At 41.8% G+C, this 15,563-nt stretch carries 11 protein-coding genes; 5 read left to right on the top strand and 6 right to left on the bottom strand.

Annotated features, from left to right (window positions below):
* Positions 1-88: 88 nt before the first annotated feature.
* A complete protein-coding gene (surE, locus tag DP117_RS17250; RefSeq protein WP_169219518.1) occupies positions 89-886 on the bottom strand; it encodes a 5'/3'-nucleotidase SurE in 798 nt (265 codons plus the stop codon).
* 389 nt (positions 887-1,275) lie between these two features.
* Between surE and pheS the strand changes: the two genes are divergently transcribed.
* Positions 1,276-2,268 carry a phenylalanine--tRNA ligase subunit alpha gene (gene pheS, locus DP117_RS17245; protein ID WP_169219517.1) on the top strand — a complete coding sequence of 331 codons (993 nt, stop codon included), beginning with the start codon at positions 1,276-1,278 and terminating at the stop codon, positions 2,266-2,268.
* 127 nt (positions 2,269-2,395) lie between these two features.
* Here pheS and DP117_RS17240 read toward each other — a convergent pair whose 3' ends face one another.
* The 4 genes from DP117_RS17240 to DP117_RS36265 form a co-directional block, all read right to left on the bottom strand.
* Positions 2,396-2,959 carry a GNAT family N-acetyltransferase gene (locus DP117_RS17240; protein ID WP_169219516.1) on the bottom strand — a complete coding sequence of 188 codons (564 nt, stop codon included), beginning with the start codon at positions 2,957-2,959 and terminating at the stop codon, positions 2,396-2,398.
* Between the two features lie 73 nt (positions 2,960-3,032).
* Complete coding sequence (gene add / locus DP117_RS17235) at positions 3,033-4,070, bottom strand: adenosine deaminase (RefSeq protein WP_169219515.1); 1,038 nt, start codon at positions 4,068-4,070, stop codon at positions 3,033-3,035.
* A 78-nt stretch (positions 4,071-4,148) separates the two neighbouring features.
* A complete protein-coding gene (locus DP117_RS17230) occupies positions 4,149-5,597 on the bottom strand; it encodes an ATP-dependent DNA helicase RecQ (protein WP_169219514.1) in 1,449 nt (482 codons plus the stop codon).
* Between the two features lie 555 nt (positions 5,598-6,152).
* A complete protein-coding gene (locus DP117_RS36265) occupies positions 6,153-6,437 on the bottom strand; it encodes a hypothetical protein (protein WP_169219513.1) in 285 nt (94 codons plus the stop codon).
* 1,316 nt (positions 6,438-7,753) lie between these two features.
* Here DP117_RS36265 and DP117_RS17215 point away from each other — a divergent pair.
* The 3 genes from DP117_RS17215 (at position 7,754) to DP117_RS17205 (ending at position 12,772) form a co-directional block, all read left to right on the top strand.
* A complete protein-coding gene (locus tag DP117_RS17215) occupies positions 7,754-8,053 on the top strand; it encodes an RNA-binding protein (protein WP_169219512.1) in 300 nt (99 codons plus the stop codon).
* A 157-nt stretch (positions 8,054-8,210) separates the two neighbouring features.
* Positions 8,211-8,516, top strand: coding sequence for a hypothetical protein (locus tag DP117_RS17210; protein ID WP_169219511.1), 306 nt, complete (start codon positions 8,211-8,213; stop codon positions 8,514-8,516).
* A 566-nt stretch (positions 8,517-9,082) separates the two neighbouring features.
* Entirely contained in the window at positions 9,083-12,772 is a 3,690-nt protein-coding gene (locus DP117_RS17205; protein ID WP_169219510.1) for a hydantoinase B/oxoprolinase family protein, read from the top strand.
* Positions 12,773-12,895: 123 nt separating this feature from the next.
* Here the strand turns inward: DP117_RS17205 and DP117_RS17200 are convergent, their stop codons facing one another.
* The gene (locus tag DP117_RS17200; protein WP_169219509.1) at positions 12,896-13,915 is read right to left on the bottom strand and encodes a hypothetical protein; all 1,020 of its coding nucleotides are present in this window, start codon (positions 13,913-13,915) and stop codon (positions 12,896-12,898) included.
* 605 nt (positions 13,916-14,520) lie between these two features.
* On the opposite strand from DP117_RS17200, the gene DP117_RS17195 reads away from it, so the two are divergent.
* Complete coding sequence (locus tag DP117_RS17195) at positions 14,521-15,492, top strand: GTP-binding protein (RefSeq protein ID WP_169219508.1); 972 nt, start codon at positions 14,521-14,523, stop codon at positions 15,490-15,492.
* Positions 15,493-15,563: the final 71 nt, after the last annotated feature.

Raw genomic sequence — 15,563 nt, 5'->3', positions numbered from 1 at the left:
TCATTAGGCTCCTACTTTCTAACCTTATGTTTTCCTATCATGCATCTATTATCAGCTTGATATACTTATCTTCATCAAGATAAAAACTTTACGGAAACTTAAAATTCCACTGAGATAATTGATTCAGTCCATTTGCATAAGTGAGATTATATTGTAATGGAGTCATGGTGATGTAGTTTTTACGGATCATATGTACATCTGTCGGTATATTTTGAGGAAGATTTAAATCTATTGGAGGTTCCACATCTTCTAAAATTTCTCCCGTTAACCAGTAGTAAGTTTTACCACGAGGGTCTACTCGTTTATCAAAGACATCGACGTAACGCCGCACTCCCTGACGGGTGATAGAGACTCCTGAAATTTCCTCCCATTTAACAGCAGGGATATTGACATTCAGTAACATTAGTTCTGGTAGAGGATTTTGTTCCAATTGTTCTACCAAGATTTTGGCAAAATGAGCAGCAGGTTGAAAATCCTTGTTAATATGACTAGTCAGACTGAGTGCCATACTGGGAATACCTTCGATTAAACCTTCCATTGCTGCAGAGACAGTACCAGAGTAGAGAATTTCGGTTCCTAAATTAGCACCTTGATTAATGCCAGATAGAACTAAATCTGGTGGAGAATCTAACAAAGCCCACAGCGCTAACTTAACACAGTCTGAGGGAGTTCCATCACAAGCCCAAGCACTCACAGCAGGATGAAAAATCGACTCAACGATTTCGGCGCGAATCGGTTGATGCATTGTCAATCCATGCCCAGTCGCTGAACGTTCCCGATCCGGGCAAACGACAGAGATATCATGACCTGCTTGAGCCAAAGTATTTGCTAGAGTACGAATACCTAAAGCGGAAATACCATCATCGTTGCTAATCAATATTTTCATAATCAGTCATTAGTCATCACTAAAGAGTCCAGTGTCAACAGGAGAAACAAACGTTAGTCCGAATGAGGCAATGCGCCTTTGCTGCCCCAGTGCGTTAAATGTACCTGCCGTTCATTAGTCATCACTTAAGAGTCTAGTGTCAAGAAAAAAAGCTAGGAATTGATCGAGTCATAATCTTCTAACGCTGTTTTTAAATTTCTACTTTAACGCGCAACTGTGTTAAAAATAAAACTTTGACCTTTGAATTGGGCAAAGCCGCTAAACTGGTAGAAAGATATTTGGTTTCTACCGCTGTCTTTAACTCATTAATGCGATACTAATGTCATTTGTCCAGCAGTCCCATGTCTTGGACTCATGACAAATGACTATTGACAAATGACTATTAACTAATGACTAACAGTTTAGAGGCTCAACTTTTAGAACTGCGAGAGGAAGGAGAAAAAGCGATCGCCCGTGCTGATACGCTAGAACGTCTGGAGGAACTGAGAGTCAGTTACCTCGGGAAAAAGGGTCAGCTGGGGGCGCTGTTGCGCAGTATGGGACAACTGAGTGCGGAGGAACGACCAAAATTTGGGGCGATCGCCAACACAGTCAAAGAAGCCCTACAAAACAGCTTAGACCAGCAACGCGCAGTTCTGGAAGGGGCAAAAATTCAAGCACAGCTAGATGCTGAAACCTTGGATGTGACAATGCCAGGAATTTACCGTCCTCAAGGTCGCGTCCATCCCCTCAATGGCATTATCGACAAAGCTTTGGATATCTTTGTCGGTTTGGGCTACACTGTAGCTCAAGGACCAGAGATGGAAACAGATTACTATAACTTTGAGGCTCTCAACACCCCACCCGACCACCCCGCCCGTGATATGCAGGATACCTTCTACCTGCCAGACGGAAATTTACTGCGGACTCATACCTCGTCAGTACAAATTCGTTATATGGAAACAGAGGAACCACCTATCCGGGTGGTTGCGCCAGGACGAGTTTACCGGAGAGATAACGTAGATGCAACTCACTCAGCAGTTTTCCACCAAATAGAACTTTTGGCAATTGACGAAGGACTGACGTTTACTGACCTCAAAGGCACAATTAAGATATTTTTGCAAGCGATGTTTGGTGATTTACCGATTCGCTTCCGCGCCAGTTATTTCCCATTTACAGAACCTTCTGCTGAAGTTGATTTGCAGTGGAATGGTCGCTGGCTGGAAGTTATGGGTTGCGGTATGGTCGATCCAAATGTGCTCAAAGCAGTGGGGTACGATCCAGAACTTTACACAGGATTCGCTGCTGGTTTTGGTGTGGAACGCTTTGCGATGGTTTTACATCAAATTGATGATATCCGCCGTTTGTACGCAAGCGACCTTCGCTTTCTACAGCAGTTTTAAAAAAGTTACGGGTTAGGAACTGTAAATTAATCTATGAACAAAGCTACCCATTAGTACCCATGTTTGGGTAGCTTTTCTCTTGCCATACGCTCAATAACATCACTTAAGCTTCGGGTTCATACTGTTGTTAGGCGTTGCGGTCATTATCCGAAGCGAGTTCCAATGTCATCAGGTGTTCGTCGTAGAAACGTCCAGCTTTCGAGAATGTCTCTTGCTCAGTACCATAGATACGGAAGCCAAGTGATTGGTAAAGACAGATCGCTGCTTTTTGTTGGGTCACGACAGTTAGGTTGACTCTTCTAATGCTTCGCGCGTTCGCTGCCCAACTCAAAGCTTGCCTGACAAGCGATCTACCACAACCGTTGCGACGGAATGCGGGCAAAACATATAACCCCCCAAGATGAGCGCGGTGCTTCTCATTGGGTGCGCAATAGCGAGAAATCCGGACGGTGCCAATGAGTTGATTGTCTTGAAACGCTCCGAAAAAGCAACGCTCGTCGTTCTCTGCGAGTCTTGCAGCTATCTCAGAAAGATTTGGTTCATTCTCTGGCAACGAGCCGAAAGCTGGGGGATGTTCATGAAGCGCAAGCAAACGCACAAAACGATATGATTCAGCATCAGCGGGAGAAAGCACTCGTACGCTGATGGAAACAATGCTGTGTTGAGGTTCGTTGGTTTGATTTTCATTCATACAGACTGTTAGAAACGCCTAACGGTAATCAATTCTCCTAACTTTTTTCGTGATGTTGTACTTTAGCCAAATTTCAAAGATTCTGTAAAAACGCTTGCCACTCAGCGCGGTAAAGATTTTTTTCTCCTTCTCCCAAGAAAGTGGCTTCCAGGGTATTGAGATTCAATTGCCATAATTCTTCCCAAGAAAATTCCTGACCGGCCAGTGTCAGATACTCGTTGTTGAGGTCGGTACTAAACATTGGGGGATCGTCAGAGTTGAGCGTACAGTACAGTCCAGCATCTAGCATTTGGCGAATGGGATGAGGTTGGTCTGGTGAAACAATACTCAAGCAGTAATTGCTTTGTGGTGAAACCTCAAGTGGTGTCTGCTTCTGACGCAGTGTTTCTACCAGTACCGCATCTTCCAAACAGCGTACACCGTGCCCAATTCGTTCTGCCTGCAAACTGTTCAGAGCGCCCCAAATACTAGGTGGTCCTTCTGTTTCGCCTGCATGCGCCACCACTCTTAATCCCTGAGAGCGGGCTTTGGCAAAAGTTTCGGTATAATTTTCAGGGGGATACCCAGTTTCCGGACCACCAATGCCAAAACCAATGACAATTCCTTTTTCCTGACCTTTCAGCGCAAAGTCTAAAACTTGGCTCTGCAACTCAGAAAATTCTCGGGAAATATCAGCAATGAACCTAACCCGACTGCCATATTTATCTTCTCCTGTAGCGGCTCCAACTGCTAAGGCATCAAGTAGCTCATCATTGCTTAACTTACCGTGGTGCAGCGCAGGGCTAAAATAGGCTTCGCTATAACGGATATTTTGCTGCGACTGATTCTTCAAGAATTGCTCTGCCATTTCTGCAAAATCCTCTGGTGTTTGCATACACTGACTAGCAGCGCGATATACCTCAATGAAATGAGGAAAGTCTCGAAATTGGTAAAAAGATTTCCACTCTTCAAATGAGGCAACTGGCAATGTCACTTGATTACGCTGAGCCATGCTATATACAGTTTGTGCATCTATTGCTCCTTCTAGATGAACATGAATTTCCACCTTCGGCATGGATCGCAGTCGCGTTGCAAGCGTTGGAGAAACCTGTGTAGATGTATAGGTGAGCATTATTCAAAAAAAGAAAAAGTACAAGCATTTCTACATCAGTGTAATCGCTTCATTAGTTTAAGAATTTAAGATACAAAGTTATTTTCGGCAGCAATTATCACAGTGACCACAACGCCAGTTTTTGATTTCTTCCTCAAAACCAAAAGCACTCAATAAAAAACGCCAGCGACAATCTCTGGTGGTAAGATATTGATTCATCTGCTTTGCAGCGTGCAATTGTGTGACGCTTTGAGTTTTTGCCCCTGGAACGATACTGTAGTGAAAGGGGTCAAGCCACTTGAGTTGTCCACTGCTGTGTAGTAGAGAAAGGGCGATCGCACCATTAGGAAACTCTCGCGCTACAGTATTCACTTCCCCTGTTCTCGGCAATTTTTTCAGAACTTGCTGTGCGTCTAGCTGTTGCTGCTGCAAATTCTCCTCAAAAAATTTTTGTCTTTGCTTATCCTCTGGATCTAACCACCCTGTCGGTTCACTGATCAACATTAGTGCTTGAGCTGGTTTTCCATCTCGTCCAGCGCGTCCAATTTCTTGCACGTACTCAGAAATTAACAACGGTGGGTGAAAATGAACCACCCAACGGACATCGCTCTTATTTATCCCCATACCAAAAGCACACGTGCAGATGACAAACAGCATTTTTCCACTCAGCCATAGTGCTTCTATATCGCGGCGTTCCTCTGCGCCCAATCCTGCATGATAACCTGCCGTAACGTAACCCATCTTTTGCAGCCATGCAGCCAACTCCTCGCTATCTCGCCTTGTCCGAACGTAAACGAGCCCAGTTTGTTTTTGTTTATCCGAAAGAAATTTTAATAATTGTTGCTTTCTGCCTCTTGGAGTCCAAACTATACGAATAAAAAGGTTAATATTAGATCGGTAAGGATAAATACGAAAAACTGCCGGTTGCTGCAGCTGAAGAACTTCTCGAATTTTATTTTGGGCTAGGGGGTCAGCGGTGGCGGTAAAAGCGGCTAGCGCTATATTTGTTCCCAATGGTTTTGATTTGAGCAGCGCTGGTCGTACCGTCCCCAATCTTCGATAAGCTGGTCTAAAAGTGTCTCCCCACTGTACCAAACAATGCGCTTCATCAAGTATCAATCCATTAATCACAAGTTGCGGCTGACACAACCTTTCCCACACTGGCTTACTTAGTAAAGTTTCTGGCGACAAGTAAAGTAATCTTAGCTGTTGTCGTGCTAAAGCTTGTAAAGTCATACGCCGCTTATCAGCGGGCAATTCACTATGCAAAAGGGCAGCTGGTAAATTGCGTTCCCGAAGTTCCTGCACCTGATTTTCCATCAGCGCCACCAAAGGCGAAACAACGAGTGTTAATCCAGTTTGTAACAGTGCCGGAAGTTGAAAGCAAATTGACTTCCCCCCACCTGTAGGCATGATAATAAGCGTATCTTTTTTTGCTAATAAACTCTGGATAATTTCTCCCTGTGGTGGACGGAAATCTTCATAACCCCAGATTTTTTGAAATGCTGCTCGGACTTCATTCCAAGATGGTGTTGCAGAGTGATTCATGAGCCATACTATACAGGGACAATACTGAATATATCCTCTGCTTTTGAACTACTGGCTCAGTAATCTTATCAGTATTATTCTAGTTTGATGAATAGCTGCACTTGTTTGATTGCGAACCAGCTCCTCCCATAGCTGCATAATTTTTTTAAGTTTTGTTTAAGCTAAAACGCCGTAAGTCTCTCACTGTAACGGTACTCCGTGAGCGTGTAGGAGGATGTCACATATTGACTTTTCTTAGGACTTTCAATTTTTAGCTTTTCCTGATAATTCAGCTTAGTTTCTTGGATTCAACACATGATTTACTATCCGATAAGTAAGTCGGCGTTAAAAAATCAACCTATGTAACAAAATGTAAAATCAGCAAACAGCTTAGAAATGGGTCATTTCACAGTTTTTACAAAACTCAACATATATTGGTTTGATCGTACCGACTTACTTAATTAACGGGGTTCAAGCCAGAGGGCAGCGAGGAAACTACACTACAGAACGTGTTAAATTTTACTCCAATTATTATTCTTAACTTTTCGTTACATACCGATAAATTTTTCCGCCGACTTACTTAGAGTCAGGGTTATCCTGGACGCTACTCACACAAAAATTAATATGGTCACGGATAGCCCGCTCATAAACTATAGTCTGCTTCGTTCGTATTCCTACAGGCTGATATATCAAACTAATTTTTGGAAACTCGCACCAAGACATCAAAAAAATGTCTCTGGCGGGAGTAGTAATTTCATAATTATTCTCTTGTTTTTTCTTCTTAAGCGTACAATTATTTAGTCGTAGTTTTTCTCTAAATAATTTTTCAAATTCTGGAATTAGGTTTGAAGTGGTTTTCATAGTTTATACACGTTCAAATGTGTTATTGAGGCAAAGAATATCTGGTGATGTTACTAAGTATAACACTGTAGCTACCTATTATAATTTTTTGCAACAACGCTCAAATTATTTGCCTTAACTGCGGTTCGCGTCGCTATCTCCACAAAGAAGTTCTCTTGCTGCATTTAGATAACTTGGCACTGGAGTTACTAAAGCACCTAGCATATCTCCTAACTTTAATCAGACTCAGATCTTGCACCTATCCGTATAAACCTGAGCTTAGTCACAAGCAGAGCAATAAAGTTACATTACTTTTATGGGCTTTTCTCTGTAAAATAAGGGCTTTAGTTTTAATACTGAGTGTTTAAATAACATCATTTTTGATTGGTGCAAGATGTGAGTCAGACCTACACCACTGCCAGCAAAATAAGCACCATTAGCACTAAAGATGACTTACAAAAGACTGCTACCTTGATTTTGCTTTATCTTAATTCAACATCTTGCTCAAAAACCAAGATACAATCATTTAGGGTTTTTTTGTACTGAAAACCATAATCTAACAAAGCTTGCTTTAAAGTTTGCAACTCAGATTCTTTGAGTCTATTTTTCTCAAGTCCTATTTCAATAGCTTCCTGATTTACTGTACAAATAAAACAGTCTTTAAATTGGTTATAATCCCAGTTTAATTTTCTAGTTGCATTTAATTATATGGCAGCCAATGTCTGATCAAATTTGCTTGTCATCATATTTTTTTTCGCATGACATGACCGATATTCTAACAATTACAATAGAGAAAAAACGAATGTCAATCTTAATGAAGAGCTAAGAAGTCAGGGAAGACATTTTATAATTTCAAAAATATTAACCTTTTGGTGAATGTTTCACTAAGAGTGATGGAGTAGTCATTTATAGTTAATAAATCGATATTACTCCGACGTAGACAAGTTTGAAATCATATTAGAATAAAATTGATTGATACTCGTGATCATACTAGAAAAAATAATAAACATAAAGAGTACTGCTTCATGAAGCTAGCATATATTACCTTTATTGCTGTATTTCTCTACTTTTGCAGCTAGTTGCTTAACTTAAAACTGTAGAGAGTATGCCTCCAAGCGGTGCCATCTTATACCTAGTTATCAATTGCTTATGTAACTTTATATAACGCTTTTTTCAACTTCCTCCCTAAAAGTCGTCTGCTATGTCATGATGGGAGGTGAGAGTTAATTCGGTTAATAGTGTTTGTTTTTAGTATTGACAGGCTTTTTGTTTTTGGTATTTACAAACTTTTCTCCGAAACTTAAATCTCTACACACTTATGATTTCGGAGACAATACATGTCAGTTTATGTAGGCAATCTTTCTTACGAAGTTACAGAAGAGAGTCTGAATGCTGTGTTTGCAGAATATGGTTCTGTAAAGCGGATTCAGCTACCTACTGATCGTGAAACAGGTCGTTTGCGGGGCTTTGGTTTTGTGGAAATGGGTACAGACGCTGAAGAAACAGCAGCCATTGATGCTCTTGATGGTGCTGAGTGGATGGGACGTGATTTGAAAGTGAATAAAGCTAAACCCAGGGAAGAAAGAAGTTCATTTGGTGGTAATCGGGGAAACAACAGCTTCCGCAACCGCTACTAAGCTTTGCAAATTTAGCTCAAAGAGCTAACCCATGTAATCTAGCAAATTAATTTTATTTAGCAGTGGCTCAGGCAAGAATGCTTGAGCCTTTTTGATAGAACATTTGGACTGCGGATAAAAACTTAAGCTTTAGAACCCAAAACCTATTTTCTTCTGTATGACAAACTCAGCCTTTTCTGTCCAACCAGCCGTTCTCATCACTATAATTGGTGAGACAGTACTCAAAGACCGTATTGTTAAGCTACTAAAAAGCCACAGTGTAAGCGGTTACACCATTAGTCAAGTACAAGGTGAGGGCGGGCATGGAAGACGCTTAGCAGATTTAGCAGGCTACAATACTAACATTGAAATCAAGACTATTGTTTCACCAGAAGTATCTGACACTATATTTTGGGCACTTAAAGAGGAGCAAGGCAAGCACGCCTTAATCGTCTTCCGACACAATGTAGAAGCTTTCTATTGATTAGCCCTTTTTCATCAATTTCGTTTTCAGCAACCGCCAACTTCTTAACTGTTCAAATTTTTAGTGGGTTTTGACTTGGGTTGAATTAACAGAGTAGTTTCGGTTATCAACTTACAAATCTTTGTAAAGTCCAACTAGTCTTTAGGATACAAGTAAAAAAATCCATAAAAATCTATATAAAATTTGCCAACTTAACCTAGGAAAATTAATGTTAGATTTCAACACGTTGACAGCATTCTCAAGCACTTACTCTCGGTGTCGTTTGACCCAACCCTTGTGAAACTGTGGAACACTCTTGTATGTGAAAATGAGAAAAGGCAGTTCAGAGGCGCAGTGACTAGCGCGGCTTGCATAAGGGGACGAGTAATTGTACTGAGGCGTTGCTGAATTTAGTAATGAATTATGGTTGTAGCACGTTTGTCAATTTCCTGCAAAACCCTGTAGTGAAAGTGCATGCACTTTCATTACAATATTGGGAATTTTAAAATTCATATCTTGATTCAGCAACGCCGTCAAATGACGATAAATGCTGGTTTTGTAATGACTCAATTTTTATTCGTTGTCCTATGACTACCGTTTCTAACTCTGAGACTCGCTGGGAATTTTGGATTGACAGGGGAGGTACATTCACTGATATTGTAGCGAAGCGCCCATCAGGGCAGTTAGTTATTCACAAGCTATTATCAGAAAATCCCGAACGCTACAACGATGCAGCAGTGCAGGGGATTCGAGAAGTTATGGGAATTCCAGCAGAAGCGCCAGTTCCAGCAGAGAAAATTGCAGTGGTAAAAATGGGAACTACTGTGGCGACGAATGCACTCTTGGAACGGAAGGGCGATCGCACAGTTTTAGTCATTACCAGGGGATTTCGGGATACGTTACGAATTGGTTACCAAAACCGTCCCGATATCTTTGCCCGTCAGATTATTTTGCCAGAAATGTTATATGAAAAGGTTATTGAGGCAGAGGAACGCTACAGCGCCCAAGGGGAAGAAGTCATTTCCGTGGATCTCGACGCTGTTCGTTCCCAATTGCAAGCAGCATACGATGATGGGATTCTTTCCTGTGCCATAGTTTTTATGCACGGTTACCGCTACCCTAAACATGAGAAGCAGGTAGCAGCCATAGCAAAGGAAATAGGATTTACCCAAATTTCAGTATCCCACGAAGTCAGCCCGTTAATGAAAATAGTGAGTCGAGGCGATACCACTGTTGTGGATGCTTACTTGTCGCCCATTTTACGGCGATATGTAAATCAGGTGGCGAGTCAGTTGAATGGAGAAGCTAGAAATCAAGGGACAAGAATACAAAGTAAAGAAAACACTTCCTCATCCCCCTCATCTCCAGTAAAGCTAATGTTCATGCAATCCAACGGGGGACTGACAGATGCTGAAAATTTTCAAGGCAAAGACAGTATCTTATCAGGTCCGGCTGGTGGAATTGTGGGGGCGGTGCAAACTTGCTTGATGGCAGGATTTGAGAAAATAATCAGCTTTGATATGGGTGGTACATCTACGGATGTGGCTCATTATAATGGTGAGTACGAACGCACTTTTGAAACAGAAGTGGCTGGAGTCCGCTTGCGAACGCCGATGATGGCAATTCACACTGTGGCAGCGGGTGGCGGTTCGATTGTGCAATTTGATGGTTCGCGGTATCGGGTAGGACCAGAGTCAGCAGGGGCAAATCCGGGACCAGCTTCCTACTCTAAGGGTGGTCCACTAACAGTGACAGATTGCAATGTGATGGTAGGTAAGTTGCAACCTGAGTTCTTTCCTAAGGTGTTTGGACTCAATGGAGATTTGCCGTTGAATGCAGAAGTGGTACGGCAGAAATTTACTCAGTTAGCGGATACTGTTGGTGATTATCGTACACCAGAGGAGGTGGCAGCTGGATTTCTGGCGATCGCAGTTGAGAAAATGGCAAACGCGATTAAAAAAATCTCGCTGCAACGTGGTTATGATGTGTCAGAGTATACTTTGTGTTGCTTTGGCGGTGCGGGAGGACAACACGCTTGTCTGATTGCAGACGCGTTGGGAATGAAGCAGGTATTTATCCATCCTTACGCTGGGGTGTTGTCGGCTTATGGTATGGGTTTAGCGGATGTGCGAGTCATTCGTGAAAGGGCGGTGGAAAGTGTTTTGAGTGAAGAGTTGGTGTCTGAGTTGGAGAGTGTGTTAACAAAGTTCGAAGAGGAAGGGAAAGAGGAAACGAACCGCCAAAACGCCAAGAAAGTAGAAGGTATGAGAAAGGTACATTTGAAATATGAGGGGACTGATTCGACGTTGGTGGTGGATTTTGGTGAGATAACCGCGATCAAGTCTCAGTTTGAGGAATTGCATCGTCAGCGTTACGGGTTTGTTGCGCCTGAGAAGCAGTTGATTGTTGAGGCTGTTTCGGTTGAGGTAGTAGCAAAGAATGATGTGCCAGAAGAATCAGTTTTTTCACGTAAAAGCGATAAAAATCTAGTTTCGCTTGCTACTGTACAGATGTACACTGCTGGTGCATGGCACTCAACTCCTGTGTATCAGCGGGATGAGTTGCAACCGGGTGACTGCATCTCTGGTCCAGCTATCATTGTGGAAGCGACGGGTACGAATGTTATAGAACCGCATTGGCAAGCGGAAGTAACTCCACGCAATCATCTAGTTTTGTCTGTTGCTAAAAATCAAGTGTCAGTTGCAAAGGACAAAGAACAAAAAGTAAAGAACAAAGAACAAAAACCTGATCCAGTGATGCTGGAAATTTTCAACAATTTGTTTGGGGCGATCGCCGAACAAATGGGCATCACTCTGCAAAATACCAGTTCTTCAGTCAATATTAAAGAAAGGCTAGATTTTTCCTGTGCAATTTTTGATGGTTCCGGGCAATTAGTCGCAAATGCGCCTCACATTCCTGTACATTTGGGTTCCATGAGTGAAAGCGTGCAAGCTTTGATAGCTGCTTATGGTAATAGCATCAAACCTGGAGATGTCTTTGCTTCCAACAACCCCTACAACGGCGGGACTCATCTCCCTGATATTACTGTTATTAGTCCTGTTTTTTCCTCCTCTTCTCATCTCCCTCTCTTCTACGTCGCCTCACGTGGACACCATGCAGATATTGGCGGTATCACTCCTGGTTCCATGCCACCATTTAGTATGAGTGTGGAAGAAGAAGGTATTTTACTTGATAATTTCCAACTCGTTGATGCCGGGAAATTTCGAGAAACAGAGTTGGTTGAATTGTTGACTCAAGCAACTTATCCAGTTAGGAATATAACGAAAAATATTGCAGATTTAAAAGCGCAAATTGCTGCCAACGAACGGGGTGTGCAAGAAATCTATAAAATGGTGGAACATTACAGCTTAGAAATTGTACAAGCTTACATGGGGTTTGTGCAAGATAATGCAGAAGAATCGGTGCGTCGTGTTATTGATGTTTTGAAAGATGGAGGTTTTCGCTATTCTTTGGATGATGGTAGTGTTATTCAGGTAGCAATTACTATCAATCACGAACAGCGTAGTGCAAAAATTGATTTTACTGGAACTTCGCCCCAACAATTAAATAATTTCAATGCCCCTGCTGCAGTGTGTAAAGCAGCGGTTTTATACGTTTTTCGTACATTGGTAGATGATGATATTCCCTTAAATGCAGGTTGTCTGAAACCTTTAGAAATTATTATTCCTGAAGGGTGTATGTTGAATCCTCATTATCCTGCTGCTGTGGTGGCGGGAAACGTGGAAACTTCTCAAGCAATAACAGATACTTTATATGGTGCATTGGGTGTGCTAGCAGCTTCTCAAGGTACTATGAATAATTTCACCTTTGGAAATGAACGCTATCAATATTATGAAACCATCTGTGGTGGTTCTGGTGCAGGAGCAGATTTTGATGGGACAGATGGCGTTCATACTCACATGACAAATTCGCGTCTCACTGATCCAGAAGTCTTAGAATGGCGCTTCCCTGTACTTTTAGAAAGTTTTGCAATTCGTCCTAATAGTGGTGGGAAAGGACATCATCGCGGAGGAAACGGTGTCATTCGTCGCCTACGTTTTTTGGAACAAATGACTGCAGGAATCCTCTCCAATCATCGAGTTGTTGCTCCCTTTGGTTTACATGGTGGTGAAGCCGGTACAGTGGGGAGGAATTATGTGGAAAGGAATGATGGAACTGTAGAGGAATTGAGTAGTAAAGCTGTGGTAGAAATGAATGTTGGGGATGTGTTTGTGATTGAGACACCGGGTGGTGGTGGATATGGTTCTGACGGTTGAGTTAAGACTTATCACTCGCTGTATCGCGATATAAATAACTTTCAAGAGTCAGCCGACGACGACGTCGTATCTGGCTTGACTCTTTCACTTTGGGGCTACCATGCTACCGCTAAACTCACGGTGTCACGATAAAGATGAAATAGAATTGAGGCTATCTTGATACCACACGTAATCTTTCATGTCGCTTGGCCATGATACTTCATCGGGAGTCGCAATTTCTAGGGTGCTAGAATTGAGTTTGTTATACAAGCCAACAAAATCACCAACTTCAATCTGATTTTTTTTAAAAGTTTGGCGAAGAAATTCAATAGTAAACATCATGTTATGGCTTTCAAAGCTGCCTTTAGGAAATAAACGCGGAAATATCAAAAATTTTATATCGTTTCGTTTTTGCTTAATAGCTCTTTGGGGTGTGATTCCAAATTTTTCTGGTAATGGATCGCCTTGAATGGAAACCATAATGTAATTTGGACCTTCTACCCATTTTCGATAGCCGTTTCCAAAGATAAAGGCATTAATCAGTTGACTCGTGCGCTGCTTCCACTTTTGTTCTTGAATTCGTCGTTGTTTAAAGTCAAACACTCTAGCGCGTCCACTAATAAAGTTTATTTTAGCAAGCCTAATAGCTCTAGCCAAAAGAATTGTTCCAAGACTATCGCCTGATAAATTCAGAGGTATTGAGTTGTTTACGGCATAAGTAATCACAGTTGCTGCATTTTCAATGATTGGACTACCAGATAAACTAACATAGTCAAGAACTGCATTAATCCAGTCAAGGTATCGGTTAATAAAAGCGATAATTGGATGTTGTTTAAGATAAGTAGAGTTGTTCATATTAGCAACGCCAGTTAAGAGAGTATTAGCATACCTACGGCTCCTTTTTGAAGACTCTGACTCACTTTGCCCCAGCCCAGAGACAAATATTGCAAAAAGTTCGCGCTGATCGTTTTCTGGATAATAGGCAACCTCAGATGCAATCATGGTGATTGGGTCAACAGATGCCATCACCGAGTCAAAATCAAAAACCTGTTCGTTACCTGGATTTTGGAATTGTCCATCAAACTTTTTATCCGGGAATAAAGCTTCAAGAGGCCAGCGCCACCAGGGAGATACGATTTGTTTTGCCTTATCTAATCTCGTCATAAAAAACCTTTCTAAAGTAAAGTAGTTGAAGTTTAGACTATTTTGCGGTACAAAACAAAATAGAACAAAAATACTATGATAAGGTTGACTCAACTATTTATCAATATAAACCACAGTTTTCTAAACAAATAGCGCTAAAAACAATACACTGTTTTTTGTGACGCATTGTCCCCTAAAAATTTAGCCTTAGCGTAGCGGCTCCCCTTGGGAGCTTCCCTTGTTTTGTTGATCTGTATTGCCCCACGGTGAGTCGTGGTATGTTAGCGTTAGCGCAGCGCCCCTCTTAGGGGCGCTTCGTGCCGTAGGCTGGGCTGGCTAAATTTTTTACGTGTAAGACCCCGTGACACAATGTAAAGAAACAATATCTTCAGGCGTAATACTTAGTGCCTAAAGAAGCTTCATTCTTCAGAGGCAAGATGGAAATCAAGTGACTCTTTCGTGTGAATGTCTTAAGAGATTTATTATTTCTTTGAAAAAAATAATAAAGATCTCACCGCAGCTATATTATTGTGAATTTTTTAGAATCTCTAGCTACAAGTCGTCATTAAAATATAAAACGATTAAGATAGGCGATAATGATTATCTAAAAGAACAAAGGCTAGGGTATGGTTGCTGACGTAATAACAGATTCAGTTCCTGTGACTGTCTTAACTGGCTATTTAGGAGCAGGCAAAACAACACTTTTAAATCACATCCTTACCCACGAACATGGCAAGAAAGTTGCTGTCATCGTCAACGAGTTTGGAGAAGTGGGTATTGATAATCAATTGGTTATTGATACGGATGAAGAAATCTTTGAGATGAACAACGGCTGCATCTGTTGTACGGTGCGTGGCGACTTGATTCGCATCATCGGTAATTTGATGAAACGTCGTCATAAATTTGACCATATAGTCATAGAAACCACGGGTTTAGCCGACCCCGCACCAGTGATTCAGACATTCTTTATGGATGAAGATATGCGGGAACAGCTCGAGTTAGATGCTGTGGTAACAGTGGTAGATGCTAAGCATATATGGCAACACTGGGATGCAGATGAAGCACAAGAACAGATTGCCTTTGCTGATGTGATTTTACTCAATAAAACCGACTTAGTTCCACCAGAACAGCTTGACGAACTAGAAAAGCGGATTCGGGGAATGAATGCTATGGCAAAAATCTACCGTACTCAAAATTCTGAGGTATCAATGGATTCGTTGTTGGGAGTCCAAGCCTTTGACCTCAACCGCGCTTTAGAAATTGACCCAGAATTCTTGGGAGAGGATGCTCATGAACATGATGAAACTGTTTCCTCTGTAGCTTTGGTAGTAGAAGACGCACTGGATGGTGACAAGTTAAACGATTGGATGGGAGAATTACTGCAAACCCAAGGACCAGATATCTTCCGTATGAAAGGTATTTTGAATATCGCTGGGGAAGATAACCGTTTTGTGTTCCAAGGGGTGCATATGTTGTTTGACGGTAAACCAGATCGCCCCTGGAAAGAAGGTGAAACCCGTAAAAATGAACTGGTTTTCATCGGTCGTAACTTAGATGAAGCCCAACTCAGACAAGATTTCCTTGCTTGTCTTGCTTAACTGAGATGGGATGATGGGGAGAGACGGAGATGGAGAGATAGAAAAAAGTTCTCCCCCGACTCCCCCAACTC

The sequence above is a fragment of the Brasilonema sp. UFV-L1 genome (assembly GCF_012912105.1).
GTDB lineage: Bacteria > Cyanobacteriota > Cyanobacteriia > Cyanobacteriales > Nostocaceae > Brasilonema.
Note: the sequence above shows the minus strand (reverse complement) of the source record. Positions and strands in the feature narration are given on the sequence as shown.

What these genes read in the sequence shown, in the direction of transcription:
- DP117_RS17215 (WP_169219512.1), top strand. Translation starts at nt 7,754, where the DNA reads ATGTCAGTTTATGTAGGCAATCTTTCTTACGAAGTTACAGAAGAGAGT.
- DP117_RS36265 (WP_169219513.1), bottom strand. Translation starts at nt 6,437, where the DNA reads ATGAAAACCACTTCAAACCTAATTCCAGAATTTGAAAAATTATTTAGA.
- add (WP_169219515.1), bottom strand. Translation starts at nt 4,070, where the DNA reads ATGCTCACCTATACATCTACACAGGTTTCTCCAACGCTTGCAACGCGA.
- surE (WP_169219518.1), bottom strand. Translation starts at nt 886, where the DNA reads ATGAAAATATTGATTAGCAACGATGATGGTATTTCCGCTTTAGGTATT.
- DP117_RS17195 (WP_169219508.1), top strand. Translation starts at nt 14,521, where the DNA reads ATGGTTGCTGACGTAATAACAGATTCAGTTCCTGTGACTGTCTTAACT.
- DP117_RS17205 (WP_169219510.1), top strand. Translation starts at nt 9,083, where the DNA reads ATGACTACCGTTTCTAACTCTGAGACTCGCTGGGAATTTTGGATTGAC.
- pheS (WP_169219517.1), top strand. Translation starts at nt 1,276, where the DNA reads ATGACTAACAGTTTAGAGGCTCAACTTTTAGAACTGCGAGAGGAAGGA.
- DP117_RS17200 (WP_169219509.1), bottom strand. Translation starts at nt 13,915, where the DNA reads ATGACGAGATTAGATAAGGCAAAACAAATCGTATCTCCCTGGTGGCGC.
- DP117_RS17210 (WP_169219511.1), top strand. Translation starts at nt 8,211, where the DNA reads ATGACAAACTCAGCCTTTTCTGTCCAACCAGCCGTTCTCATCACTATA.
- DP117_RS17230 (WP_169219514.1), bottom strand. Translation starts at nt 5,597, where the DNA reads ATGAATCACTCTGCAACACCATCTTGGAATGAAGTCCGAGCAGCATTT.
- DP117_RS17240 (WP_169219516.1), bottom strand. Translation starts at nt 2,959, where the DNA reads ATGAATGAAAATCAAACCAACGAACCTCAACACAGCATTGTTTCCATC.